Origin of the sequence: Azospirillum sp. TSH100, from assembly GCF_004923295.1 — a bacterium.
Classification (GTDB): domain Bacteria; phylum Pseudomonadota; class Alphaproteobacteria; order Azospirillales; family Azospirillaceae; genus Azospirillum.
Window position 1 is genome coordinate 125,735 of record NZ_CP039636.1, and the last position, 26,766, is coordinate 152,500.

The 26,766-nt window shown below is 68.2% G+C and carries 20 protein-coding genes (1 of these 20 running past the window's edge); 11 read left to right on the plus strand and 9 right to left on the minus strand.

Annotated elements, in window-relative coordinates:
• Positions 1-3: 3 nt before the first annotated feature.
• The 10 genes from E6C72_RS18365 to E6C72_RS18410 all read left to right on the plus strand — a co-directional run bounded on the left by E6C72_RS18365 (position 4) and on the right by E6C72_RS18410 (position 14,225).
• Positions 4-861, plus strand: coding sequence for a transketolase (locus E6C72_RS18365; protein WP_109085658.1), 858 nt, complete (start codon positions 4-6; stop codon positions 859-861).
• Positions 858-1,868, plus strand: a complete 1,011-nt coding sequence (locus E6C72_RS18370; protein WP_199228734.1) for a transketolase family protein — start codon at positions 858-860, stop codon at positions 1,866-1,868. Before E6C72_RS18365 ends, E6C72_RS18370 begins: the two co-directional genes overlap by 4 nt.
• Positions 1,869-1,979: 111 nt before the next feature.
• Positions 1,980-3,020, plus strand: coding sequence for a TRAP transporter substrate-binding protein (locus E6C72_RS18375; RefSeq protein ID WP_109085656.1), 1,041 nt, complete (start codon positions 1,980-1,982; stop codon positions 3,018-3,020).
• A gap of 147 nt (positions 3,021-3,167) precedes the next feature.
• On the plus strand, positions 3,168-5,075 hold the full coding sequence (locus E6C72_RS18380; protein WP_109085655.1) for a TRAP transporter large permease subunit: 1,908 nt from the start codon (positions 3,168-3,170) through the stop codon (positions 5,073-5,075).
• Positions 5,076-5,123: 48 nt separating this feature from the next.
• On the plus strand, positions 5,124-6,002 hold the full coding sequence (locus E6C72_RS18385; RefSeq protein WP_109085654.1) for an NAD(P)-dependent oxidoreductase: 879 nt from the start codon (positions 5,124-5,126) through the stop codon (positions 6,000-6,002).
• Positions 6,003-6,166: 164 nt separating this feature from the next.
• Positions 6,167-6,838, plus strand: coding sequence for a winged helix-turn-helix domain-containing protein (locus tag E6C72_RS18390; protein WP_247875685.1), 672 nt, complete (start codon positions 6,167-6,169; stop codon positions 6,836-6,838).
• Positions 6,839-7,003: 165 nt separating this feature from the next.
• A complete protein-coding gene (locus E6C72_RS18395) occupies positions 7,004-8,053 on the plus strand; it encodes an ABC transporter substrate-binding protein (protein ID WP_247875684.1) in 1,050 nt (349 codons plus the stop codon).
• A gap of 107 nt (positions 8,054-8,160) precedes the next feature.
• The gene (locus E6C72_RS18400) at positions 8,161-10,353 is read left to right on the plus strand and encodes an iron ABC transporter permease (RefSeq protein WP_247875683.1); all 2,193 of its coding nucleotides are present in this window, start codon (positions 8,161-8,163) and stop codon (positions 10,351-10,353) included.
• Positions 10,350-11,429: an ABC transporter ATP-binding protein gene (locus E6C72_RS18405; RefSeq protein WP_109085652.1), complete on the plus strand. Its 1,080-nt coding sequence runs from the start codon at positions 10,350-10,352 to the stop codon at positions 11,427-11,429. Before E6C72_RS18400 ends, E6C72_RS18405 begins: the two co-directional genes overlap by 4 nt.
• A gap of 81 nt (positions 11,430-11,510) precedes the next feature.
• Positions 11,511-14,225, plus strand: a complete 2,715-nt coding sequence (locus E6C72_RS18410; protein ID WP_158280159.1) for an ATP-binding protein — start codon at positions 11,511-11,513, stop codon at positions 14,223-14,225.
• A 67-nt stretch (positions 14,226-14,292) separates the two neighbouring features.
• Here E6C72_RS18410 and E6C72_RS18415 read toward each other — a convergent pair whose 3' ends face one another.
• The 8 genes from E6C72_RS18415 to atoS form a co-directional block, all read right to left on the minus strand.
• Entirely contained in the window at positions 14,293-15,984 is a 1,692-nt protein-coding gene (locus E6C72_RS18415; protein WP_158280158.1) for a methyl-accepting chemotaxis protein, read from the minus strand.
• A gap of 49 nt (positions 15,985-16,033) precedes the next feature.
• Positions 16,034-16,249, minus strand: a complete 216-nt coding sequence (locus E6C72_RS18420; RefSeq protein WP_109085649.1) for a hypothetical protein — start codon at positions 16,247-16,249, stop codon at positions 16,034-16,036.
• A gap of 92 nt (positions 16,250-16,341) precedes the next feature.
• Positions 16,342-17,517, minus strand: a complete 1,176-nt coding sequence (locus E6C72_RS18425; protein ID WP_109085648.1) for an acetyl-CoA C-acetyltransferase — start codon at positions 17,515-17,517, stop codon at positions 16,342-16,344.
• 99 nt (positions 17,518-17,616) lie between these two features.
• Positions 17,617-18,990, minus strand: coding sequence for a TIGR00366 family protein (locus E6C72_RS18430; RefSeq protein ID WP_109085647.1), 1,374 nt, complete (start codon positions 18,988-18,990; stop codon positions 17,617-17,619).
• A gap of 106 nt (positions 18,991-19,096) precedes the next feature.
• Positions 19,097-19,753, minus strand: a complete 657-nt coding sequence (locus E6C72_RS18435; protein ID WP_109085646.1) for a 3-oxoacid CoA-transferase subunit B — start codon at positions 19,751-19,753, stop codon at positions 19,097-19,099.
• Positions 19,746-20,408: a 3-oxoacid CoA-transferase subunit A gene (locus E6C72_RS18440; RefSeq protein WP_109085645.1), complete on the minus strand. Its 663-nt coding sequence runs from the start codon at positions 20,406-20,408 to the stop codon at positions 19,746-19,748. The genes E6C72_RS18435 and E6C72_RS18440 overlap by 8 nt, the downstream gene beginning before the upstream one ends.
• A 389-nt stretch (positions 20,409-20,797) precedes the next feature.
• Entirely contained in the window at positions 20,798-22,213 is a 1,416-nt protein-coding gene (gene atoC / locus E6C72_RS18445; RefSeq protein ID WP_247875682.1) for an acetoacetate metabolism transcriptional regulator AtoC, read from the minus strand.
• Positions 22,210-24,060, minus strand: a complete 1,851-nt coding sequence (gene atoS / locus E6C72_RS18450; RefSeq protein WP_109085644.1) for a two-component system sensor histidine kinase AtoS — start codon at positions 24,058-24,060, stop codon at positions 22,210-22,212. The genes atoC and atoS overlap by 4 nt, the downstream gene beginning before the upstream one ends.
• A gap of 326 nt (positions 24,061-24,386) precedes the next feature.
• Here atoS and E6C72_RS18455 point away from each other — a divergent pair, with 326 nt between their 5' ends.
• Positions 24,387-24,773 (plus strand): response regulator, encoded by a 387-nt coding sequence (locus E6C72_RS18455; RefSeq protein WP_158280157.1) that lies wholly within the window; start codon positions 24,387-24,389, stop codon positions 24,771-24,773.
• On the opposite strand, the gene E6C72_RS18460 is transcribed toward E6C72_RS18455, so the two are convergent.
• Positions 24,734-26,766, minus strand: the 3' portion of a protein-coding gene (locus tag E6C72_RS18460) for an ATP-binding protein (protein ID WP_158280156.1). The gene runs 823 nt beyond the window's last position; the window shows 2,033 of its 2,856 coding nt (coding positions 824-2,856); its start codon lies beyond the right edge, outside the window; the stop codon is at positions 24,734-24,736. The two genes, E6C72_RS18455 and E6C72_RS18460, sit on opposite strands and share 40 nt — an antisense overlap.

The following is a 26,766-nucleotide window of genomic DNA, read 5'->3' on the forward strand; positions in this document are numbered from 1 at the left end:
CCCGTGGACACCGCAACCGACACCACCCCGCTGGGGCACAATGTGCCGCTGACCGAACGCGCCTACCGTATCCGCCGCAACGCCCTGCTGATGGGCGAAGTGCAGGGCCAGGGCTATATCGGACAGGCGCTGGACATCGCCGACGTGCTGGCGGTCTCCTACTTCCATGCCATGACATACCGGCCCGAGGATCCGCATTGGGAGGAGCGCGACCGCTTCCTGCTGTCCAACGGCCATTACGCCATCGCGCTCTATGCTGCGCTGATCGAGGCCGGCATCATCCCGGCGGAGGAGCTGGAGACCTACGGCAGCGACGACAGCCGCCTGCCGATGTCGGGCATGGCCGCCTACACGCCGGGCATGGAGATGTCGGGCGGGTCGCTCGGCCTCGGCCTCGGCATCGCGGTCGGCATCGGGCTGGGGCTGAAGCGCAAGAACTCCGATGCCCGTGTCTACACCCTGTTCTCCGACGGCGAGCTGGACGAGGGGTCGGTATGGGAGGCCATCATGTCGGCCGCCCATTACAAGCTCGACAACCTGATCGCCATCGTCGACGTCAACAACCAGCAGGCGGACGGCCCCTCCACCCAGGTGATGGCGTTCGAGCCGCTGGTGGACAAGCTGGAGGCCTTCGGCTGGTTCGTCCAGCGGGTCGACGGCAACGACATGGACGCGGTGGTCGCCGCCTTCGACGCCGCCAAGTCCCACCCGGAGCCCAAGCCGCGGATGATCGTCTGCGACACCAGGATGGGCAAGGGCGTGCCCTTCCTTGAAGCCCGCGAAAAGAACCACTTCATCCGCGTCGACGCGCACGAATGGCAGCTGGCGCTCGACGCGCTCGACGCCGGGAGGACCGCATGAGCACCGCCACCCCCACTCCCGCCGCCGCCAAGGCGCGCCTGAAGACCTCCGCGATGATCGCCTCGATCGCGGCGGAAGGGCAGCGGACCAAGCCGGCGCCCTTCGGCCATGCGCTGGTCGAACTGGCGAAGCAGCGGCCGGAGATCGTCGGCATGACCGCCGACCTCGCCAAATACACCGACCTGCACATCTTCGCCCAGGCCAATCCCGACCGCTTCTATCAGATGGGCATGGCCGAACAGCTGCTGATGGGTGCCGCGTCGGGGATGGCCCATGAGGGCATGATGCCCTTCGTCACCACCTACGCCGTCTTCGCCTCGCGCCGGGCCTATGACTTCGTGCATCAGACGATCGCGGAGGAGAACCGCAACGTCAAAATCGCCTGCGCCCTGCCCGGCCTGACCTCCGGCTACGGTCCCAGCCATCAGGCCGCCGAGGATCTGGCGCTGTTCCGCGCCATGCCGAACATGGTGGTGATCGACCCCTGCGACGCGCACGAGATCGAGCAGGTGGTGCCCGCCATGGCCGCGCACGACGGCCCGGTCTACATGCGGCTGCTGCGCGGCAACGTCCCGCTGGTGCTCGACGAGTACGACTATAAGTTCGAACTCGGCAAGGCGAAGCTGCTGCGCGACGGCTCGGACGTGCTGGTCATCTCGTCCGGCATCATGACGATGCGGGCGCTGGAGGTGGCGCAGCGGCTGGAGGCCGACAAGGTCGGCGTCGCCGTTCTGCACGTCCCCACCATCAAGCCGCTCGACACCGGGACCATCCTGCGCGAAGCGGCCCGCACCGGCCGCATGGTGGTGGTGGCGGAAAACCACACCGTCATCGGCGGGCTGGGCGAGGCGGTGGCCGGCACCCTGCTGCGGGCCGGCGTCGCCCCGGTCTTCCGGCAGATCGGCCTGCCCGACGAGTTCCTGAAGGCCGGCGCCCTGCCGACTCTGCATGACCTCTACGGCATCTCCACCGATGCTATGGCGGCCAGCATCAAGGGCTGGCTGTAAGGGCCTTCGGGACGCGGGGAGGCTGCCTCCCCGCCCCTGCCGTCAACTTCCGCCGTCCAAAAAAAGCCAAGCCCCAAAAAAGCCGAACCATAGAATTCCGGAGAGGAAACCATGCTCAAGATGCCGCCCGTCCGCGCAACATCCTTCCGCCCGAGCCGCCGCGCCGTCCTGGCCGCCGCCACCGCCATGCCGCTGGTCACGATCCTGAAACACCCGGCGGACGCCGCCGAATTCCAGTTCAAATACGCCACCGGCCAGGATCCGACCCACCCCGTCAACATCCGCGCCCAGGAAGCGATCAACCGCATCCGCGAGGCGACCGCCGGCCGGCTGGACATCAAGCTGTTCCCGGCGAACCAGCTGGGCAGCGACACCGACCTGCTGGGCCAGGTGCGCAACGGCGGCGTCGAGATCTTCAATCTCAGCTCGCTGATCCTCGCCACCTTCGTCCCGGTGTCCGGCATCACCAGCATGGGCTTCGCCTTCAACGACTACAGCGCCGTCTGGCGGGCGATGGACGGCGATCTCGGCAAGCACATCCGCGCGGAGATCGCCAAGACTCCGATCATGACGCTCGGCAAGATCTGGGACAACGGCTTCCGCCACGTCACCTCCTCCACCCGGGTGATCCAGACGCCGGACGACATCAAGGGCTTCAAGATGCGGGTGCCGCCGGCCCCGGCGCTGACCTCGCTGTTCAAGGCCATCGGCGCCGCCCCGGCCCCGATCAATTTCAACGAGCTGTATTCGGCGCTCCAGACCGTGGTGGTCGAGGGGCAGGAGAATCCGCTGGCGATCATCTCCACCACCCGCCTGTACGAGGTGCAGAAATCCTGCAGTCTGACCGGCCATGTCTGGGACGGCTATTGGGTGCTGGGCAACAAGCGCGCCTTCGCCAAGCTGCCGGCCGATGTCCAGGAGATCGTCGGCCGCGAACTGGACCGCTCCGCCGACGACCAGCGCGCCGACATCGCCGCCCTGACCGACAGCCTTCAGAAGGATCTGGCCGCCAAGGGGCTGACCTTCCACACGGTCGACCGCGAGCCGTTCCGCAAAGCCCTGTCCTCGACCAGCTTCTACACGGAGTGGAAGGACAAGTACGGTGCCACCGCCTGGGAACTGCTGGAGAAGGTGTCCGGCAAGCTGGGCTGAGACCACCCCGGCTGAGACTGCTGTCGATTGAGACACGGCCGATCCGCACCGCCGCCCCGAACCAGGCCGCACATGCGCCGGGTTCAGGGGGACAGGGTGCAGGTCGGCCGCCCCGTCAACCGATCGTTCACCCGAAGGGCTGGCCTCATGAACACTCCCATCAACGCGGCGACCGTATCCGCGCACGGATCCGGCGCCCACGGTTCGGGGCAGCCGTCCCGCACCAATGCCCGCTGGCTCGACCAGCTCGACCGGGGCATCGGGTTCTTCGTCGAACTTCCGGCGGCGCTGCTGGTGCTCGCCGAGGTCGGCGTTCTCCTGGTCGGCGTCATCTGGCGCTATCTCCTCCACAGCCCGATCATCTGGTCGGACGAGCTGGCCTCCATCCTCTTCCTCTGGCTCGCCATGTTCGGCTCGGTCGTCGCGCTGCGCCGGGGCGAGCATATGCGGATGACTGCGCTGGTCGGCATGCTGGGGCCGCGCGCCCAGGCCTTCCTCGACGTTCTCGCCATGACCGCGGCGCTGGCCTTCCTGCTGCTGCTGGCGGAACCCGCTTATGAATTCGCCTCGGAGGAGGTGTGGGTCACCACCCCGGCGCTCGACATCGCCAATTCCTGGCGCGCCTCGGCCCTGCCGGTCGGCATCGCCCTGATGATCTCGGTCGCCCTGCTGCGGCTGGCCCGCGTCGGCCGCGCCACGGACGTTCTGTGGGCGGTGCTGGCGGTGGCGGGGACGATCGGCGCCGCGGTTCTGGCCGGTCCGGTCTTCGCCGGGCTCGGCAACCTCAACCTGCTGCTGTTCTTCGTCGTCGGCGTCGGGGTGATGGTGTTCCTCGGCCTGCCGATCGCCTTTTCCTTCGGCCTCGCCACCTTCGGCTACCTGTCGCTCGCCACCTCGACCCCAGCCATCGTCATGGTCGGCCGCATGGACGAGGGGATGAGCCACCTGATCCTGCTGTCGGTGCCGCTGTTCGTCTTCCTCGGCCAACTGATCGAGATGACGGGCATGGCCCGTGCCATGGTCGGATTCCTCGCCAGCCTGCTGGGCCATGTGCGCGGCGGCCTGTCCTATGTGCTGATCGGCGCGATGTATCTGGTGTCCGGCATCTCCGGCTCCAAGGCGGCCGACATGGCGGCGGTGGCGCCGGTGCTGTTCCCCGAGATGAAGGCGCGCGGCGCCAAGCCGGGCGATCTGGTCGCCCTGCTGTCGGCCACCGGCGCCCAGACGGAAACCATCCCGCCATCCCTGGTCCTGATCACCATCGGCTCGGTCACAGGCGTGTCGATCGCCGCCCTGTTCACCGGCGGCCTGCTGCCCGGCATCGTGCTGGGTTTGGCGCTGGCCGGGCTGGTCTGGTGGCGCTACCGCCACGAGGATCTGTCCCATGTCCGCCGCGCCAGCCGCGGCGAGATCGGCAAGGCGTTCCTGATCGCCCTGCCCGCCATCGCCCTGCCCTTCATCATCCGCGCCGCGGTGATCGAAGGTGTCGCGACCGCGACCGAGGTATCGACCATCGGCATCGTCTATGCGGTGATCGCCGGGTTGCTGGTCTACCGCCAGTTCGACTGGCGCCGCATCTATCCGATGCTGGTCGAAACCGCGGCCCTGTCCGGCGCCATCCTGCTGATCATCGGTGCGGCCACCGGCATGGCCTGGGCGCTGACCCAGTCGGGCTTCTCCAACACCCTGGCAACGGCGATGCGCGAGCTGCCCGGCGGCGTGCCGGTGTTCATCGCGGTGTCGATCATCGCCTTCATCATCCTGGGCAGCGTCCTGGAGGGCATCCCCGCCATCGTGCTGTTCGGTCCGCTGCTGTTCCCCATCGCCCGGCAGATCGGCGTGCACGAGGTCCACTACGCGATGATCGTCATCCTGGCGATGGGCATCGGTCTGTTCGCCCCGCCGTTCGGTGTCGGTTACTACGCCGCCTGCGCCATCAGCCGCATCAGCCCGGACGAAGGCATGAAGCCCATCCTGGGATATCTGGCGGCGCTGGCCGTCGGCCTGATCATCGTCGCGGCAGTGCCCTGGGTGTCGATCGGCTTCCTTGGCTGATCTCCTTCCCTCAACACTCCAGCCTCCCCACTCAAGGACATCGGACCAATGACGACCGTCGGATTCATCGGCCTCGGTTCCATGGGAATGCCCATGGCGGACAACCTGCTGACAAAGGGCTTCACCGTGCAGGGGTTCGATGTCCGCCGCGACAGCGTCGCCGCGCTGGCGGAACGCGGCGCCTGGCCGGCGGCCAGCGCCGCCGCCGCCGCCACCGGTGCCGACGCGCTGGTGCTGATGGTGGTGAACGCCGCCCAGGCCGAACAGGCCCTGTTCGCCGATGGTGCCCTGGAGGCCCTGCCGGACGGAGCGGCGGTAATCCTGATGGCGACCTGCCCGCCGGGAGCGGTGGCGGCCCTGGCGGCGCGGGTGGAGGCGGCTGGCCGCCGCTTCGTCGACGCGCCGGTGTCCGGCGGCGTGGTGGGGGCGGTCGCCGGCAGTCTGTCGATCATGGCGGCGGCGCCGGCCCCGGTGGTGGAGCGGGTCCGCCCGGTGCTGGCGGCAATGGGGGACAAGGTCTTCCATGTCGGCGAGCGGCCGGGCCAGGGCGCCACGGTGAAGACGGTCAACCAGTTGCTCTGCGGCGTCCACATCGCCGTGGTGGCCGAAGCCTTCGCGCTGGCCGCCAAGGTCGGGATCGATCTGGACATCCTGCTGGAGATCATGGGCAGTTCCGCGGCGTCGAGCTGGATGCTGAAGGACCGTGGTCCGCGCATGCTGCATTCCGATCCGGAGATCACCAGCGCCGTCGACATCTTCGTCAAGGATCTCGGCATCGTGCTGGAGGCCGGCCGCGACGCCAAGGCGGCGCTGCCGCTGGCGGCGGTCGCCCACCAGATGTTCCTCGCCACCTCGGGCCGTGGCGAGGGGACAATGGACGACAGCCAGGTGATCCGCAGCTACCACGCGATCAACGGAACGAATTGAGCGCCCCCGCCCACCCGGTCGAGCCAGACCGGTTGATCCCGGCGGGAAGCAATGCGATCCTGCGCCCTCTTCAGCGGGCGGGCAGGATGTCAACGAACACGTCACCGAATGGCGGCAGGCGTCTGACGATCGGGGTTGTCGATGATGATCCGGCCGTCCTCCAGATGGTAGCAGACCTGCTGACCGGCGAGGGGTACGAGACCATCCGCTGCCCCGACGCCGCGGCGCTCATGGCGGCGCTCGGCACCGGCCGGCTCGACCTGATCGTGCTCGACCTGCGGCTGCCGGACCGCGACGGCATCTCCATCGCCGCACAGCTGCGCGGCACCATGGATATTCCGATCATCATGCTGACCGGGCGCGGCGGCGACATCGACCGCATCATGGGGCTGGAGGTCGGCGCCGACGACTACATCGTCAAGCCGTTCAACAACCGCGAATTCATCGCGCGGGTGAAGGCGGTCCTGCGCCGTACCACCCGAGAGAGCGTCCCGGTCCCGGCGCTCTGCAAGCGCGGCTACCGCTTCGCCGGCTTCACCCTGGACGAGGACGGCCGGCGGCTGTTCGACCCGGCCGGCAAGCCGGTGCCCCTGACGGTGGCCGAGTTTGACCTTCTGGTGGCACTGGTCCGCGCCCATGGCCGGGTGCTCAGCCGCAACCAGATCCTCGACCTGACCCACCATGACCGGGACGATGTGTTCGACCGGACCATCGACGTCCTGATCCTGCGCCTGCGCCGCAAGATCGAGCGAAACCCGCAGCAGCCCTGGCTGATCCGCACCGAACGCGGGCTCGGCTACGTCTTCGACTGCGACATTGAGGCGTTCGGCCACTGACCGCCGGCCCACCGGGCTGGGTTCCGTTAACAAAGTTACAGCCACTCCCTGGAAGCGTGAAATCCGCCGTTCACCCTGGCCGCTTATGCTGGCAAGACGAACAAACGCGCCCGAGCAAAAGCGCGGTTGTCAAAAAGCAACCCGAACTCCTGGGAGGAGTGTTCCGTGACATCCGCTGGCAACTGGATCAAGTCCGTCGGCCTCGGCATCCTGGCGGCCGGATCGGTGATCGCCCTGACGGCGGCCCCGGCCAAGGCGCAAGGCTCGCTCACCGTCCTCTGCGGCGTGCAGGAGGAATGGTGCAAGGCGATCGCCGTCGCCTTCGAGAAGAAGACCGGCATCGCCGTTGCCATGAGCCGCAAAAGCGCCGGCGAGGCGCTGGCCCAGATCCGCGCCGAGTCCGCCAACCCGAAGACCGATGTCTGGTGGGGTGGCCCCGGCGACCCGCATCTTCAGGCGGCGGAGGAGGGGCTGACGCTGGCCTACGAAAGCCCGCAATTCGCCGACCTCCAGCCCTGGGCCCAGAGCCAGTACAAACAGTCGCAGGGCCGCAGCGTCGGCATCTATGCCGGCGCGCTGGGCTTCGTTTACAACACCGAGCTTCTGACGAAGCGCAAGATCAACGCCCCGAAATGCTGGGCCGACCTGCTGCGTCCGGAGTTCAAGGACGAAATCCAGATCGCGAATCCCAACGCCTCCGGCACCGCCTACACCGCGCTGGCCACCCTGGTCCAGGTGCTGGGAGAGGATGGGGCGTTCGATTACCTGAAGAAGCTGAACGACAACGTCAACCAGTACACCAAGTCGGGCAGCGCCCCGGCCGCCGCCGTCGCGCGCAGCGAAACGCTGGTCGGCATCATCTTCATGCATGACGGCATCAACCAGAAGATCAACGGCTTCCCAGTCGATGTCGCCGCCCCCTGCGAGGGCACTGGCTACGAGATCGGCTCGGTCAGCATCATCAAGGGCAGCAAGAACCTCGACGCCGCCAAGGCCTTCTACGAATACGCCCTGTCGCCGGAGGGTCAGGCCACCGGGGCCGAGACCAAGCAGTTCCAGATGCCGTCGAACCGCAAGGCGGCGATTCCGCCGGAGGCCCCGAAGCTGGAGGCGATCCGCATGATCGACTACAACTTCCAGAAATACGGCACCGCCGAGGAGCGCAAGCGCCTGCTGTCGCGCTGGGACGCCGAGATCAAGGCCGTCGCCCGCTAAGCGGTTTAGGGCCTTTCCACACCGATCAGGACATCCGTCGCCACCCTCCCCCGTCCTGGGGGAGGGAGAGCCCGGCCATGCCCGGACCATGAAAATCCGCAGGTGAAATGATGCGTCCTCGCTCAGCAATCTGGCTGGCGCTGGGGTGGGTGGGATTCGCCCTGCTGCCTTGGTTCGCCGGCAGCGGCACCCAGCCCGCGATCGCCCCCCCCTCGCCGGGTCCGGCCGGCTCCGCCCTGATCGACGGGCTGACCAGCGGGCGCTGGTGGCTCCTGCCGCTCGCCCTGCCGCTGCTCCTGGCCCTCGTCGCCACCGCTCTGCCCCGGTTCCATGCCCGGCAACCGGCGATCCTTCTCGCCAGCGGAGCCTTCGGGCTGGCCTGGGTCGCGGCGCAGGGCTTCGCCATCGGCCTCAACGGCTGGGCGTGGGGTTGGCTGACCGCCCTGTTCGGCCCGCTGCCGCTCGGCCAGGGCGGCTTCGGCGCCGGGGCGGCGCTCACCGCTCTGTCCTTCCTGTTCCTGATGACCAACGGCTTCGCCGGTTTGGGCTTCATGAAGGGCGACCGCTTCACCGCGGGCGCCATCGGGCTGGTGCTGGCCGCCATCGCCGCCTTCGTCTTCCTGCCGGTCGGCTATGTCCTGAGCGGCGCCGGCGACACCGGCACGGGCGGCTTCTCGGCCGCGGCGCTGTGGACACGCCTTGCCGCCCCCGACGTCTGGCGCCTGTCCTGCCTGACCGAGGCGAAGTCCTGCGGCGTTGTCTGGAACAGCGTCTTCCTGGCGGTGTTGACCGGCCTCGCCACCACCCTGCTCGGGCTGGCCTTCGCGCTGGTGGCGGTGCGCACCGGCTTCCGCGCCAAGAAACTGCTGCGCGTGCTGACCGTGCTGCCGATCATCACGCCGCCCTTCGTCATCAGCCTTGCCGTGATCCTGCTGTTCGGGCGCAACGGCACCGTCACCCTGGCGTTGGCGGAGTGGTTCGGCATCCCGGCCTCGCGCTGGATCTACGGGCTGCCGGGCGTGCTGCTGACCCAGACGCTGGCCTTCACGCCGATTTCCTTCCTGGTGATGATCGGCGTCGTCCAGGGCATCGGCCCGTCGCTGGAGGAGGCTGCGCAGACCCTGCGGGCCAGCCGCTGGGTCACTTTCCGCACCGTCACCTGGCCCTTGATGCGTCCCGGCGTCGCCAACGCCTTCCTCATCAGCTTCATCGAAAGCCTGGCCGACTTCGGCAACCCGCTGATCCTCGGCGGCAATTACGAGGTTCTGTCGACCAAGATCTACTTTGCGGTCGTCGGCGCGCAGAACGATCCCGGCCGCGCCGCGGCACTCGGCATCATCCTGCTGTGCCTGTGCCTGGGGGCCTTCTGGGTGCAGCGGCAATGGCTTGGCAAGAAGTCCTACGCGACGGTCGGTGGCAAGGGCGACAACGGCATCCCGTCGCAGCTCCCGCGCGGCATCAAGATCGCCGCCTATGCCACCGCCCTGCCCTGGGCCGCCTTCACCTTCGTGCTCTACGGCCTGATCCTGTTCGGCGGCTTTACCGAGAATTGGGGCCGCAACAACAGCCTGACGCTTCGCCATTACATAGCGGCCTTCGACCTCAGCTGGGGACCGGGCGGGCTGATCTGGTCAGGCCGGGCCTGGGGCTCGCTGTTCACGACCATCGAGGTCGCCGCCCTGTCGGCCCCGCTGACCGCCGCCGTCGGGCTGCTCACCGCCTACCTGCTGGTACGCCAGCGCTTCAAGGGCCAGGGCGCCTTCGAGTTCCTGACGATGCTGAGCTTCGCCATCCCCGGCACGGTGATCGGCATCAGCTACATCCTCGCCTTCAACCAGCCCCCCATCGAGCTGACCGGCACCATCGCCATCCTGATCCTGTGCTTCGTCTTCCGCAACATGCCGGTCAGCATCCGGGCCGGCGTCGCCGCCATGTCGCAGATCGACCGCAGCCTCGACGAATGCTCGCTGACGCTGGGGGCGGGCAGCGTGCAGACGATCCGCCGGGTGATCCTGCCGCTGCTGCGGCCGGCCATCGTCGCCTCGCTGGTCTACAGCTTCGTGCGCGCCATCACCTCGATCAGCGCGGTGATCTTCCTGGTCAGCCCGAAATACGAGCTGGCCACCGCCTACATCGTCGGCCGCGTCGAGCAGGGCGATTTCGGCCTCGCCATCGCCTATAGCTCGGCCCTGATCGTCCTGATGTCGGCCGTCATCGCCCTGATCCAGCTCGTCGTCGGCGAGCGCCGCATCGGCCGCCGCAGCGCCACCCCCGTCACGCTTCAGGAGAAGCCGGTATGAGCATCGCCAGCAAGCCCGCGGGCGTCGAGTTCCGCAACGTCAGCCGCCGCTACAACAATGTCGCCGCGGTGGACGATGTCAGCTTCACCATCGAGCAGGGCACCCTGGTCACCCTGCTGGGACCGTCCGGCTGCGGCAAGACCACCACGCTGCGGATGATCGCCGGGCTGGAGATGGCGAGCAGCGGAACCATCCTGATCGGCGGCAAGGACGTCACCCGGCTGCCGGCGACCGACCGCAACGTCACCATGGTGTTCCAGTCCTACGCCCTGTTCCCGCACATGAGTGTGGCCGACAACGTCGCGTACGGGCTGGTGGTCAGCGGCGTGCGCAAGCGCGACGCCGCCGCCAAGGCGGAGGAGGGGCTGGATCTGGTCGGGCTCGGCGGCTACGGCCAGCGCCTGCCGAGCGAGCTGTCCGGCGGGCAGCAGCAGCGTGTCGCCGTCGCCCGCGCCCTGGTGCTGGAGCCGGAGGTGCTGCTGTTCGACGAACCGTTGTCCAACCTCGACGCCAAGCTGCGCCGCAAGATGCGCGACGACATCCGCGAGCTTCAGCAGAAGCTCGGCCTGACCTCCGTCTATGTCACCCATGACCAGGAGGAGGCGCTGGCCGTCTCCGACCGCATCATCGTGATGAACAGGTCGGTGATCGCCCAGACCGGCACGCCGGACGAGCTGTACCGCCGGCCGAAGAACCGCTTCGTCGCCGACTTCATCGGCGGCGCCAACCTGATCGACGGTGAACTGGTGGGACGCGGCGGCGGCATGGCGACGGTGGCGCTCGGGCCGCTGACCCTGACGGTCCCCGATCCCGGACTGCCGGCCGGCGAGGTGCTGCTGGCCGTCCGGCCGAACGCGATCCGCCTGCGCCCCGGGGCCACCAGTGAAACCGGTAGTGACGGCATCCCGGTCACCGTCCGCAAGGCAACCTATCTCGGCTCGCACATGGAATATGGGCTGACCAGCGAGTTCGGCGACCTGTTCGTGGTCGATCCGAACGTCGCTACTCCTGTGCCGGCCGGGGCCAGCGCGCTGGCGACCTTCACCGGGGACGGCATCGCCGCCGTCGCACGCTGATCCGCCACATCCTGACCGGTGATTTTCCCGCTGGCGCCGGCGGGGCGGCCGGCGCTAGCCTCCAACCCGATGGTCAGACGCATGCTGTCCCCCGTTAGCGTTCGCGGCCGGCTGCTCGCCGCCTTCGGAACCATGGTGGTCCTGACGACGGCGGTCGGCGGGGTCGGCTGGTTCGGGCTGGGGGAGACGGAACGCGCCCTGCTCTCGCTCCAGCGCGATGGGCTGGGCAACATCGCGCTGGCGATGCGGATGGCGGAGCTGAGCACCGGGCTGGCCGCCCGCGCCCCCTTCATCACCGCCATCGAGGCGACCCCCGGCCTCGACGAGGAGCGCAGCCAGCTCGAACTCAAGCTCGCCGACCTCACTGGGCTGGTCAACCGGCTGCCGGGTCTGGAGCGCGCCTCGCTGCATGTCCCCTCCGACGTGCCATCGCTGGTCCGGCTCGCCGGCCGGCTCGACGGCACCTTGCGCAACCTGATGGACGCCACCGGCGAGGCCATCGCCGTGCGGGCGGAGGCGTCGGCGATCCGGCTCGGGCTGGAACGCCAGCGCATCCTCGGCGAGACGCTGGCCGGGGCGGCGGCGAAGACCTTCGAGCATCCCGGCTTCGAGGGGGCGGGAACGCCGCCCCTGCCCTTCTCGGTCCTGCGGCTGGCCGACCGCACGCGCGATGCCGTCTCCGCCGCGCTGACGACGACCAGCCCGGCCGACCTCTCCCGCTGGTCCGCCGGCTTCGACGCCGACCGGCGGAGCCTGCGGGCGATCGACACCGCGGCCCCGGCGCTGGCGATCATGGCCCCCTCGCTCGACCAGCTGCTGACCGTGCTCGACACCCAGGCGGCGGTCTTCGACATCCGCACCCGCCAGCTCGGGATCGAGCAGCGCAGCCGCTTCCTGGTCGCCGCCGCCAACACCCTGTCGGTCCAGCTCAACCGCGAGGTCGAAAGCGTCACCGGCGCGATGCAGACGGCGGCGCGCAGCCGCGGCGACGCGACCTTCTCCGCCCTGTCCTCGGGCAAGGCCAGCATCCTCGCCCTGGGCGCCCTCTGCGCGCTGGCGGCCATCGCGGCGGCGATTTATGTCATGCGCGACGTCGCCGGCAACCTGCGCGCGGTGACGCAGGCGATGTCGGCGCTGGCCGGCGGCGACCGGCAGGTCAGCGTTCCCGCCACCGGCCGGCCGGACGAGATCGGCGACCTCGCCCGCGCCTTCAGCGTCTTCAAGGAGAATGTCGCGGAGCGCGACGCGCTGGCCCGCAAGCTGGGCGAAAACTCGCGCATGCTGGAAGCCGTCTTCGTCAACATGAACGACGGGCTGTCGGTGTTCGACGAGACCGGCCGGCTGGTCACTTGGAATCCGCGCTTCCTCGACCTCAACGGCTTCACCCCGGCCGAGGTCGCCGGGCGCGACCTGCTGGAACTGCAACGCAGCCTGCTGCGGCGCGGCGTCAGCATCCGCATGCTCGACGGCAGCAGCGTCGATCTGGAGGCGCTGACCCGGCTGCGCACGGAACAGGCGGTCCGTTGCGAGCATCACTTCCCCGACGGCCGGGTGGTGGAACTGCACAGCAGCCCGATGCCGTCCGGCGGCTTCATCACCACCTATTCCGACCTGACCGAGCGCAAGGGCATCGAGAAACAGCTCCGCCACGCCCAGAAGATGGAGGCGGTCGGCCAGTTGACCGGCGGCATCGCCCATGACTTCAACAATCTGCTCGCCGCGATCATGGGCAACCTCCAGATGATCCATGACGAGACGTCCGAGCGGGATCCGGTGCGCGGCAAGGCGCTGCGGGCGCTCGACGCCGCCGAACGGGGCGCCACGACGATCCAGCGGCTGCTCGCCTTCTCGCGGCAGCAGGCGTTGCAGCCGCAGGCCGTCGACCTCGACGGGCTGGTGGACGGGATGCTCGACCTGCTCGCCTATGGCTTGGGCGGCAGCATCGTCCTGAAGACGGCGCTGACACCGGGGCTTCCGCCCGCCCTGGTCGATCCCGGCCAGTTGGAGAACGCGCTGCTGAACCTCGTCGTCAATGCCCGCGACGCGCTGGCCGATGGCGGCACCATCGTCATCGCCACGGAGGCCGGCAAACATAACGGGGAGGATGCGATCGTCCTGTCGGTCCGCGACGACGGCTGCGGCATGCCGCCCGCCGTGCTGTCCCGCGTCTTCGAGCCCTTCTTCACCACCAAGCGTTTCGGACGGGGCAGCGGGCTCGGCCTGTCGATGGTCTACGGCTTCGTCCGCCAGTCGGGCGGCGCCATCGACATCCACAGCGAGGACGGCGTCGGCACCCTAGTGGCGATGACCTTCCCCGCCGCCCGGCCGCTGCCGGAGACTCTGGCCCTGCCGCGCGACTCCGGCCCGGTCGAAGGCGGTCGCGAGCGCATCCTGGTGGTGGAGGACGACCCCGCCGTCCGCACGACCACGGTCGACATGCTGACGGCGCTGGGCTACCGGGCGGTGCCGGCCGCCTCGGCGGAAGACGCCCTGCTCCTGCTGAACGGGACGGGCTTCGATCTGCTCTTCACCGACGTCATCCTGACGGGCGGCATGAACGGCCCCGCCCTGGCCGCCATCGCCAAAGTCCGGCAGCCGACGCTGCAGATTCTCTTCTGTTCGGGCTACGCGCGGGATTTCCTGGTGGAGAGCGCCAGCCTGCCGCTCGACATCAACTTCATTCAGAAGCCCTATCAGAAGCCGCTGCTGGCCACCCAGATCCGGAGCGTCCTCGGCGCCGCTCCCACCACCGGCCGCGGCCGGCCGGAGACGCCGGCCCTGCCGGGACGGGCCTGACGTCCCGGCCCAGTCGAACCGGGACGTCCAGCACCGGTACTGGATTCAGCCCGAGAGCCGATCAGCCTCAGGCGGCGCGGATCTCCGCCAGGAACGCCTCAAGCTCGTGCTTCAGCAGGGCCGCGTCGGTGGCCAGCGTGTCGGCGGACTGCTTGACCTGGCCGGCGGCAACCCCGCTCTCCCGCTCGGCCTTCTGGATGTCGACCACGCTGTGCGAGACCTCGTTGGTGCCGATGGCGGCCTGCTGGGCGTTGCGGCTGATCTCGTCGGTCGCCGCACTCTGCTGCTCGACCGACGCGGCCATTTCGGCGGCCGACTGGTCGATATGCCCGACCTGACCGATGATGCCGCGCATCGCCTCCACCGTCCGGTCCGACGCCGCCTTCACCGTGCCGATCTGCAGGCCGATCTGTTCGGTCATCGCGTGCGTCTGGTTCGCCAGGTTCTTCACCTCGCTCGCCACCACGGCGAAGCCTTTCCCCGCCTCGCCGGCGCGGGCCGCCTCGATGGTGGCGTTCAGCGCCAGCAGGTTGGTCTGCGAGGCCACCGCGTTGATCGACGCGACGACCTGATCCACCTGCTCGATGGCGGCGGACAGCGCGTCCAGATGGGTGCGCGCCTGTTCCGCCCGCTCGGCGGTCGATTTCGACTGCTGGGCCGCCTGCACCAGCCGTCCCGACAGGCCGCGGATCGCCGTCGACATCTCTTCGGCGGCCGACGCCACCGCCTGCACATTGACCGAGGCCTGTTCGGAGGCCGACGCGACCGACGTGCAATCCTGCTCGGCCTTGCGGACCGCGCCGGACAGGTGCGATGCGGTCTGCTGGAAGCCGCTGGCGGACTGGCCGAGCTGGTCGACGATGCGGCCGACCCGGCTTTCGAACCGGTTCGCCAGATCGACCACCGCCGCCCGCTTTTCCGCGGCCGCCTGGGCGGCGGCGCTGCGGCGCTCCTGCTCCATCTGGCGGTTGCGCAGGATGTTCTCCTTGAAGACCTCCAGCGTGCGCGCCATGCCGCCGATCTCGTCGCGGCGCCCGCGCTCGGGCACCTCGGCCTCCAGATCATGATCGGCGAGGCGCAGCATGACGCCATGCACGCGCGACAGCGGGCGCGTCACGCTGCGGGCGACCGCCCAGCCCAGCAGCAGGGCCAGCGCCGACAGCCCGGCGACCACCAGCCCGAAAACGGTCATCATGCCGAAGAAGGCGGAGCGCAGGTCGTCGGTGTAGACGCCGGTGCCGATGACCCAGTCCCACGGCTTGAAATGGACCGAATAGGCCAGCTTCTCATAGGTCGGCCCCTGCGGATCGTTGGGCCGTGGCCATTCGTAGCTGACGAATTCCGGAACCGGCGTCAGGGCACCGCGCACCGCCTCGCGGATGACGTAGACGCCGTTGCGGTCGCGGATCTCCGCACCGCTCTTGCCGATCAGTGCCGGGTTGGCGTGCATGACGTTGATGATCTGCGAGGTCCAGATCCACAGATACTCCCCGTCGGCGTAGCGCATGGCGCCGATGGCCGTCCGGGCGCGCTCCTTGGCCTCATCCTCGCTCATCGCGCCGTCCTGCGCCAGCTTGTGGAAGCGGGCGGCAATGCTGCCGCCGCTCTCGGCGATGAAGCGGACGCTGTTCATCCGCTGTTCGACCAGCGCGCGGTTGACGAAATGGCCGCCGACCGCCGCCACCAGTCCGGCGGCGATGATCGACAGCGAGGCGAGAAATCCGATGCGCCACCGTAACGGCAGCTCCGACAAACGCATGATCTTTGTCTTCCCTCTTCCCGGCCGGCTCCTGCAGGCCGGATCGACGTTACGAGCCGCCGCCCGCACCGGCGACGATGCTGGTGACCGCTTCGACGGTGCCATGGTCCGCGGAATGGACCCGGTTCACCTCGTTGAACGCGGCGATCTGGGCGTGGCTGACATGGCTGAACTGTTCCGCCGCCCGCAGGGCGAGCGCCGGCCCATCAGGGGCATCGGCGACCGTGATGCGGAAGGTTACGGACACATCGATAGTTTCTGCCATACTACCATCCTTCAAAAGAGTACAAATGGTCGCGGAGCCGCCCGCCAAGGTGGTGGGGCGGCTCCGCCTCTCGTCAGGTCAAACCCGTGCGGTCAGGCGCGCTCGACGCAGAGCGCGACGCCCATGCCGCCACCGATGCACAGGGTGGCGAGGCCCTTGCGGGCGTCGCACCGGCCCATCTCGTGCAGCAGGCTGACCAGGATGCGGGCGCCCGACGCACCGATGGGATGGCCGAGCGCGATGGCGCCGCCATTGACGTTGACCTTGGCCTCGTCCCAGCCCATCCCGGCATTGACCGCCAGGGCCTGCGCCGCGAAGGCCTCGTTGGCCTCGATCAGGTCGAGGTCGTCGACCGACCAGCCGGCCTTCTGCAGCGCCAGCTTCGAGGCCGGGATCGGCCCGGTGCCCATGACGCTGGGATCGACACCCGCCGTCGCCCAGGAGGCGATGCGCGCCAGCGGCGTCAGCCCGCGCCGCTTGGCGTTCTCCGCCGTCATCAGCACCAGCGCCGCCGCCCCGTCATTGAGGCCGGAGGCGTTGCCGGCGGTCACCGTGCCGTCCTTGGCGAAGGCCGGGCGCAGCTTGGCCAGCGCCTCCAGCGTGGTGCCATGCTTGGGATATTCGTCGCTGTCTACGATGGTGTCTCCCTTGCGGCCATTGATGGTCACCGGCACGATCTCGTCCCGGAAACGGCCGGCTTTCTGCGCGGCTTCCGCCTTCTGCTGCGAGGCAAGCGCGAACCGGTCCTGCCGCTCCCGGCTCAACTCCCAGGCGCGGGCGACATTCTCGGCGGTGGTGCCCATGTGATAGCCGTAGAAGGCCTCCCACAGCCCGTCCTTGATCATGCTGTCGAGCATCTCGGCGGCGCCCATCTTGGTGCCGTTGCGCAGATGCATGAGGTGGGGCGACAGGCTCATGTTCTCCTGGCCGCCGACCACCATCACCTCGGCGTCGCCGCAGCGGATCGCCTGCCAGCCGAGCGCGACGGCGCGCAGGCCCGAGCCACAGACCTGATTGATGCCGAAGGCGGTCTTCTCGACCGGGATGCCGGCCTTCACCGCCGCTTGGCGGGCGGGGTTCTGGCCCTGGCCGGCGGTCAGCACCTGGCCCAGGATCGCCTCGGTCACCTCGGCGGCGTCGGTGTGGGCGCGTGACAGCGCCTCGCGGATCGCGGCGGCGCCAAGCTCATGGGCGGGGACGGAGGCCAGCGCGCCGTTGAAGCTGCCGATGGCGGTTCGGACCGCACTGGCGATGACGATCTCGGTCATGGAGGACTCCCTCGGAACGTTATGCCGGAACTTATGTTTTGCAGGAAGGAAGGCCGCCGCGCCCAATCGGGACCGCGGCGGCCGGTTGGTCGCAAAGGGTCAGAAGTAGAGGCCGATCAGGAAGATGGGCAGCGTGATGACCAGGGCCGTCGCGCAGTAGCCCATGATGTCGCGCACCCCCAGACCGGCGATGGCGAGCGCCGGCAGCGCCCAGAAGGGCTGCGCCATGTTCATCCACTCCTCGCCGTAGGCGATGGCCATCGCCGCCTTGCCGAGATCGACGCCGAGCTGCTGGGCGGCCGGCATGATGAAGGGGCCCTGCACCACCCAGTGGCCGCCGCCCGACGGGACGGCGAAGTTGATCAGGCCCGACGACAGGAAGGCGAGGACCGGGAAGGTCTCCTTGTTGGCGATGTCGACGAACAGGTTGGTGATCAGACCGCCCAGGCCGGAATGCTCCATCATGATCTGGATGCCGGCATAGAAGGGGAACTGCACCATGATGCCGGCGGTGCCGCGGGCGGCGTTGGCGACGGCGCGGGCATAGGCCATCGGCGTGCCGTGCAGGATCAGGCCGGCCACCAGCATGATCAGGTTGACCGTGTTGATGTTGAGGTCGAAGCCCTTGGCCTGGAAATGCAGGAACAGGTAGCCGATGCCGAGCGCCGCGACGACGAAGCCGAGGATGCGGCTCTCCTCCAGCTTTTCCGCCGGGCTGGCGTCGGGGCCGAGGACGCGCTTGGTCGAGGGCTCCGGCTTCAGCAGCGCCGGGTCGACCGCCACCACCTCATGCGGCTTCGGATGCATCATCCAGCAGACCAGCGGCAGGATGACGATCAGCGCCAGCGTGATGCCGACATTGTAGGTGGTGAAGATGGTGTCGGAGATCGGGATCAGGCCGACCGTCTTCTCCATCGGGTTGCCCTTGGTCGCGGCGACCAGCGGAACCGAGGCGGAGAAGCCGCCATGCCAGGTCATGAAGCCGATATAGGCCGAGGCGATCAGCAGCCGATAGTCCGACTTCGGCACGCGGCGGGCCACCTCGCGGGCGAACATGGCGCCGACGACGAGGCCGAAGCCCCAGTTGACGACGTTGGTGACGGCGGCGGCGAAGCAGACCAGCATGACGCCCTGGGCCGGCGTCTTGGCGATGGACGCCACCCGCCCCATGACGTTGCGCACCGGCTCGGAGCTGGCGAGCGCATGGCCGGTGACCAGCACCAGCGCCATCTGCATCGAGAAGGCCAGCAGGTTCCAGAAGCCGTTGCCCCACATGCGCACCAGATCGACCGGCCCGCTCGGCGTCAGCCACCAGGCGAAGCCGAAGGTCAGCACGGTCAGGATGATGGCGAAGATCAGCGGGTCCGGCAGATAGCGGCTGACCAGCCAGGTCAGGGCGCGGGAAATCGGCGTGATCGGGTTGAAGCGGGCGCTGGCGTCCGGCGCCGGCGGTGGTGCGGTGGTGACGCTCATGGCGGATCTCCGGCACGAGGGGGACCGCTCGCGCCGCCGGGCATGACAGCCGGGCAGCGCGGGGACGGCGGCCTCCCCAACGATCAAGATGCTTGAAAGGCGACGGTCAGGCGGCGAGCGGCATGACCGGCACGTTGGCGGGGACGATCAGCTCGGCCCCGGTCTGGGCCAGCACATCGGCGACCGTGACGCCGGGCGCGACCTCGCGCAGCACCAGCCCCTTGTCCGTCGGCTCGATCACCGCCAGTTCGGTCACGATCAGGTCGACGCGCCGCACCGAGGTCAGCGGCAGCTCGCAGCGTTTGACGATCTTGGGCGTGCCCTTGGCGCTGTGCTGCATCGCGACGATCACCCGCTTGGCGCCGGAGACCAGATCCATCGCACCGCCCATGCCGGGCACCATCTTGCCGGGCACCATCCAGTTGGCGAGCCGGCCCTCCTCGTCAATCTGCAGGCCGCCCAGCACGGTCACGTCCAGATGCCCGCCGCGGATCAGCCCGAAGGACATCGCGCTGTCGAAGGAGGCGGCCCCCGGAACGGCGCCGATCGGGCTGCCGCCGGCATCGCTCAGATCCTCGTTCTCCGCCCCCGGCTCCGGCACCGGCGCCATGCCGATGATGCCGTTCTCCGACTGGAAGAAGACGTTGACGCCAGCCGGCAGATGGGCGGCCACCATGGTGGGCAGGCCGATGCCGAGATTCACCAGGTTGCCCGGCCGCAGTTCCAGCGCGACGCGCTTGGCGATCAGGGTTTTCTCATCCATGGCGATGCTCCTTGGCGACCAGGCAGTCGACCAGCACATTCGGGGTGACGACGCTGTCGGGCGGAATGACGCCCACCGGCACGATGTCCTCGGCTTCGGCGATCACCGTTTCGGCCGCCATCGCCATCAGCGGGTTGAAGTTGCGCGCCGTCAGCGCGTATTCGAGATTCCCCAGGTAATCGGCCCGCTTGGCGGCGATCAGGGCGAAATCGGCCTTCAGCGCCTTTTCCAGCAGATAGACGGTGCCGTCCAGCTCGATGCGCTGCTTGCCGTCCTCCACCACCGTGCCGACGCCGGTCGGGGTCAGCACGCCGCCGAGGCCGAAGCCGCCGGCCCGCACCCGCTCGGCCAGCGTGCCCTGCGGCACCAGCTCCACCTCGGTCTCGCCGGCGATCATCTGGCGCTGGGTTTCCGGGTTGGTGCCGATGTGGCTGGCGATCACCTTGCGCACCGCCTTGGCGGCGATCAGCCGGCCGATGCCGACGGCCGGGCGGGCGGTGTCGTTGGCGATCACCGTCAGATCGCGCTTGTTCTGGCGCAGCAATTCCTCGATCAGGTGGGGCGGCGTGCCGACCCCCATGAATCCCCCGATCATCAGCACCGCGCCATCGGGAATCATGGCGACGGTGTCTTCCAGCTTCCGCACTTTACTCATTCGACGTCTCCCTTGGACGTCGGAGCGCAGCAGGGCATGCCCGGCCGCGACCCCGCGGGCGCGGAGCCCGCCCCCGGTCCGAAGCGGGACCGGACAGGCGAACCGCACGCTCATTCTTGGTTTCCTAGCGCTGCGATCGGCAGACCTGCGATACGCCCGCCAATGCAGGGGCGTACCGGGGTCCTCCGATATACCCACACTCAAGCAATGGGTGTGCCAGCCGCCGGGGACGGCGCCGGGAGCGGCGACACCTGGCAATTCCCCTGAGTCCACGCGGTTGCGACCGGCCTCCACCGGGGTGGATCGGCGGTGGCCGGTTCCGCCCGGTGCGCAAGTTTGTGCGTGCTGCGCAAGATCTTGCGCAGCGATGCCGTTGCGGGATGTCGGGTTCAGGAGATGCCGTATTCCTGCAGCTTGTAGAGCAGCGAGCGGCGGCTGATCCCCAGCTCCTGGGCCGTCCTCATCCGGTTGCCCTCGTTGCGGGCCAGCGCCTCGGCCACCACCCGCGCCTCGAAGCGGCTGACCTGTTCGCGCAGCGCGCCGCCGCCGGAAACCGGCGGCGCGGCGTCGGTCCCGGTTATCGGTTCACCATCCTCGGGACGGCCGGCGATCTGCTCCGGCAGATCCTCCGCGACGATCATGGCGCCGGTGCTCATCACCACGGCGCGCTCCATGGCGTTGGACAGCTCGCGGATGTTGCCGGGCCAGCGGTAGGCCAGCAGGCGCCCCATCGCCTGCTCGTCGATGCCGCTGACCTCGATCCGGTTCTCGGCGGCGAAGCGTTGCAGGAAATGGCTGGCGAGCAGACGGACATCCTCCGGCCGCTCGCGCAGCGGCACGGTCCTGAGGGTCACGACATTCAACCGGAAATAGAGATCCTGCCGGAACAGCCCCTGGCGGACCATCTCCTCCAGATTGCGGTTGGTGGCGACGATGACACGCACATCCGTGCGCACCAGTTCGGTGCCGCCGACCCGCTCGAACTCGCGTTCCTGAAGCACGCGGAGCAGCTTCACCTGCAGGCTGGGGGAGATGTCGCCGATCTCGTCGAGGAACAGGGTGCCGTGCTCGGCCTGTTCGAAACGGCCGCGGCGGCGGGCCTGCGCCCCGGTGAAGGCGCCTTTCTCGTGGCCGAAGAACTCGCTTTCCAGCAGCCCCTCCGGCACCGCGGCGCAGTTGACCTTGACAAAGGGACCGGCGTTGCGCGGGCTGTTGTAGTGGATGGCCGCCGCCACCAGCTCCTTGCCGGTGCCGCTCTCGCCGGTCACCAGCACGGTGGCGTTGCTCTTGGCGACCTTGGCGATGGTCTGGAGAAGCTCGCCCATGCGCGGGCTGGCGGTCAGGATGCGGTCGGTGCGATAGCTGCTCGACAGTTCGCGGTGCAGGGTGGCGATGTCGTCGCGCATCCGGCGCATCTGCAGCGCCCGCCCGACCTGCAGCAGGATCTCCGCGATGTCGAAGGGCTTGATGACGTAGTCGAAGGCGCCGTCCTTGATCGCCTGGACCGCGGCACCGACCTCGGCATAGGCGGTCATCAGGATCACCGCGGTGGAGCGGTCGAGCTTGCGGATCTCCGCCAGCGCCTGCAATCCGCTCATCCTCGGCATGCGGACATCCATCAGCACCACGGCGTGGCGCTGTGCCGCGAAGGCGGCGACCGCCTCGACGCCGTCGGCGGCGGTGGTCACCGACAGCCCGTCGCGCGTCAGCACCGCGGCGAGCATCTCGCGGATCGCCTCGTCGTCGTCCACCACCAGGACAGCCGGCGCCGAAATGGTCCGCATGGCAGGGAACTGGGGCGTCATGCGTCAACCGTTTGGTTGTGAAGGATGGGAATCCTCAGGGTCACCGTGGTGCCGGCACCCGGCACGCTGGCGATGGCGATGGTTCCATGATGCGCATCGACGATCCGGTGCGCCATCGCCAGCCCAAGCCCGGTCCCCTGAGGCTTGGTCGAAAAGAAGGGATCGAACACCTTGTCGAGGTTCTCCGGCGCGATTCCCTCGCCGTCGTCGGTCACTGTAATGACGGCCTCGCCACCATCCGCCGCCATGGCGGTGACGATGGCGATGCCTCCGGTTTCCGAAGTCGCCTGGACAGCGTTGATGATCAGGTTGAGCATGACCTGCTTCAGCGCCTCACCATCGGCTTCGACCAGGGGAAGGTCGGGGGTGGGATGCAGGGCGATGCGGGCGTTCGACTTGCGCCCGGCCAGCAGCGATACTTCGCGGATCAGATCGTTCAGTTGCACCGGCAGGAAGGCCGGCGGGCGCGGCCGACCGAACTCCAGCAGTTCGGTGACCAGGCGGTTCAGGCTGTCGACCTGACGGACGATCAGGGGGGCATAACGCTGCCACTCGGCAACATTGTCGGAGCTTTCTAGGAATTGCATGAAGCCGCGGATCGAGGTCAGCGGGTTGCGCACCTCATGGGCGAGGCCGGCGACAAGCTCACCCAACGCCGCCAGCCGGTCGGCCCGCATGATCTGGGTGCGGAGCCGCTGCTGCTCGGTCAAATCCTTCAACACCACCACCGCGCCGATGGCCTCGCCATGGCTGTCGCGCAGCACGCTGCTCGACACGGTGAGATGAAGAGTCTGCCTGGTTCCCGGGAACTCCAATGTCACGCCCACATGCGACCGGCCGGTCTTCAGCGTGTCGAGCAGCGGACTGGCGAACCGGACATCCGGCTTGAACAGCAACTCGTAGGGCTTGCCGATCACCTCGGTTGCGGTCACCCCGATCATCGCTTCGGCGGCCGGGTTGAGCGCGGTGACCTGCCCGGCCCAATCGACCGCGATCACGCCGTCGGCGATGCTGTGCAGGATGTTCTCGGTCAGCGAACGGGCATCCAGCAGAGCGCGCGCCATGGCGTTGACCTCGACCGCGATGGCACCGACCTCTCCCTGCGGCGGCTGGATCGCGTCGCCAAGGTCGCTCCGCATGCGGAGCAAACCGTCGATGATCTGTCTGATGTCGCGGCCGACCCCGCGTGCAAGCACCTGCGTCAGCACAAGCCCGAGCAATATTCCCCCAAGGCTGACCGTCAGAACCGCACGGTCCATCGCAGCCGCCTGCCGCTCGACATCATCGGAAAGCTCATTGGCCCAGATATAGCCGATCACGCTGCCGTCGCGGACGATGGGCAGCATCGCATTCAAGATGAAGCCACGCACCTGCCGGCCGCTTTCGACGGCCTGTTTCCCGCTTTCCAGCACATGCCAGCCCGGATGCTCAGGCGGTATCGTGGTGCCGACCGTCGCACTGTAGTCCCGGCTGGGCCCATAGGTGATGATGGCGTTGAGCGCTTTGCTGTAATAGCCGACCCCCACACCGGGATTCGCTCCGGCGATCATGTCGGTGAAGGGGATCAGCCGATCCGAAAGGGCGCGGATGGCCGCACCACGGTCGCCGGCCGCAACACCCATTTCGGTCAGCAAGGGATCGAACCCGGAACCGAGATACACATCCAGCAGGCGCGTCAAACCGAAGAGCTTTTCCGACTTTTCCCGAACCAGCGCCTGCCGCCCTTCCCGTTCCAGCAGGTAGCCGGTCAGCGAAATCGGCAGTACCACCACGGCAAGTGAAACCAGAAGCAGCTTGCCGCGCAGGGTGCTCGGAAGAAAACGGCGGATCCAGCCAAGGGGCCACATGGCGCCCACTCCTTTCAACCGGGCATGGCCTGGCTTTCGCCCGATTCCGCGGCCATAGCAGATTTGCGGCAGGCCGGGAAAGGAGGAACGCTTGGCGCGGGGGAAATCTTCGGCCATTGCGACCCGACTCACAGTGCAGACGGACGGGGTCGGCAGACTTTAGCCACCTTTTCCCAAAACAGGCGCACCGACCTGATGCCGGCCGACGCGGCGGATCCGCGCATATGATTGTGACCAGGGGCAACAATCTCGATTCTGCCGATTCCGGGAGCGGAACTGACGCAATGGTGTATTATGTCATGGCTCCAACACGGATAGATGGAACCATGACTGAGCAGGCGGCAAGAATCCTGGTGGTGGAAGACGAGGGGCTGGTGGCCATGGCTCTGGAGCAGACGCTCATCGCCTTCGGCTACGATGTCGTCGGACCGGCGTCCAACACGCGGACGGCTTTGAAGCTGCTCGCCAGCGAAGAACGCTTCCAGGGCGCCCTCCTGGACGTCAACCTCGGCGACGAGCGCGTCGACCCCGTGGCCGAAGCCCTGGCGGCCGCCTCCATCCCCTTCCTGTTCGCCACCGCCTATTCCGACCCGGCAGCACTGCCCGCCGCCTTCCGCGACCGCCCCGTTCTCAACAAGCCCTATCCACCCGAAAGGCTGCGGCAGGCACTCGCTCAGTTGCTGGGCCGGGCCGAAGAGGCCAGTGCCCGGTAAGCCGGCACGATCACGACGCAGCGGAGGCCGTCCATCCGGAAGTCGCGCGTCACTTCGCCGCCGAGATCATACTCCACCGCCTGCCGGATCAGTCGGGTGCCAAATCCGAGTCGGGCGGGCGGCGTCACCGGGATCGGCGCACTCTCCGCCCAATCCAGGACAACATTGTCACCGGATATGTGCCACGCCAGCGCGACATTGCCGCCGTCGGCGCTCCAGGCGCCGTATTTGGCGGCGTTGGTGCACAGCTCATGCAGCACCAGAGCGAAGGCCAGCGACGCCTTGGTGGTCAGGTTGGCCGGTGGTCCAAGCATGGTGAAGCGACCGTCGTCCTTCGTGGCCAGCGGACCGGCCACCCGCCCGGCCAGGGTTGCGAGATCGACGCTTTCCCAGTTCGACAGCGTGAGCAGCGTGTGGGCATCCGCCAGCGCCTGCAAACGCCCCGCCAGTGCCTGCCGGATTCCGGGCACGTCACTCCCTGCGCGGAAGGTCTGCTCGGCGAGCGACTGAATAACCGCCAGCGTGTTCTTGACCCGATGGCTCAGTTCGTCGACCAGAACGCGCAGATGGCGTTCAGCCTCCTTCTGCTCCGTCATGTCGACCGCCGTGCCGGTGAACCGGAGGGGCCGCTCACCGTCGAACCAGACCTTCCCACGCGCCAGCACCCAATGCACGCTGCCATCCGGCCACACGACGCGATAATGGGTATCGTAGGAGGCGCGGATGGCGGGGTCGAGACAGCGGCGGCACAGATCGTCGACCGCATCGCGATCCTCAGGATGCAGACTGTCGAGGAATACCGGGTAGGACATCGCCGTGTCGGCGGATTTGCCGAAGATCGTCTTGCAGATCGCCGACCAGGTCAGTTCGCCGGTGACGATGTCCCAGTCCCACATGCCCATCCCGGCACTGTCGAGCGCCAGATGAAGGCGGTCCTCGCTGAGGTCAAGCGCCCTCTCGACGATGCGGCGCTCGGCTGCCGCCTTCTCCTCCCGCATGCGCGCCAGTTGCAGGCTGCTGCCGACGCGCGCCACCAGTTCGCGGGCGCCGAAGGGCTTGACCAGATAATCGTCCGCACCCGCCGTCAATCCTTCCACGCGGGCTTCCTCGCCAGCCCGGGCGGACAGCAGGATGACCGGGACGTTTCCGGTGCGCGGGTCGGCGCGCAACGCCTGCAACAGGCCGAAACCGCCGAGCGTCGGCATCATCACGTCGCTGAGCACCAGATCCGGAACACGGGTCCTTGCCGCAGCCAGAGCCTCCTCGCCATCGCCGGTCGCTACGACCTGATAACCGGAGGCGATCAGGATTCGTCTTACATACCCCCGCATATCCGCATTATCATCCGCCAGAAGAACCAGCGGTCCTTCCGGCCTCGCCGGACCGGAAACGGCGTCGTTGCCGACCTCCCCGTCAATGTTTTCATCGCCCCCAACCTCCCTGGCATCCGCATCCCCGCCATCCGAAAGCCAGCGTTCAACCTCGGCGGCAAAGGTGTCAGCGCGCGAAGGGTCGGCCGGCACAAGCGGCGACAGCCTGAGACGATCGGCCGGCAAATGGGCATGACCCAGAGGAATCGTCACATGGAACCGGCTGCCTTCGCCCAGGATGCTGTCAACCCGGATGGTGCCGCCATGCAGCCCGACCAGTTCCCGAACCAGGGCCAGACCGATGCCGGTACCTTCATGGGAGCGCCCCTGCGCGCCTTCGACCCGGTGAAAACGCTCGAACAGGCGCGGCAACTCGTGTGCGGGAATGCCACTGCCGGTGTCGCTCACCGTCAATGTCACCGAACCGTCAGCCGCGCACAGCCGCACGGTGATTTCGCCGTTGCGCGTGAACTTGAAGGCATTGGACAGCAGATTGAGGACGATCGTTTCCCAGGCGTTGCGATCGACGAAAACCGCCTCCGGCAGGGGAGAGCAGTCGACCACGAGCCGCAGCCCTGCCCTGTCGCAGGCCGACTGGAAATGCCCGGCAAACTCCCGGGTCG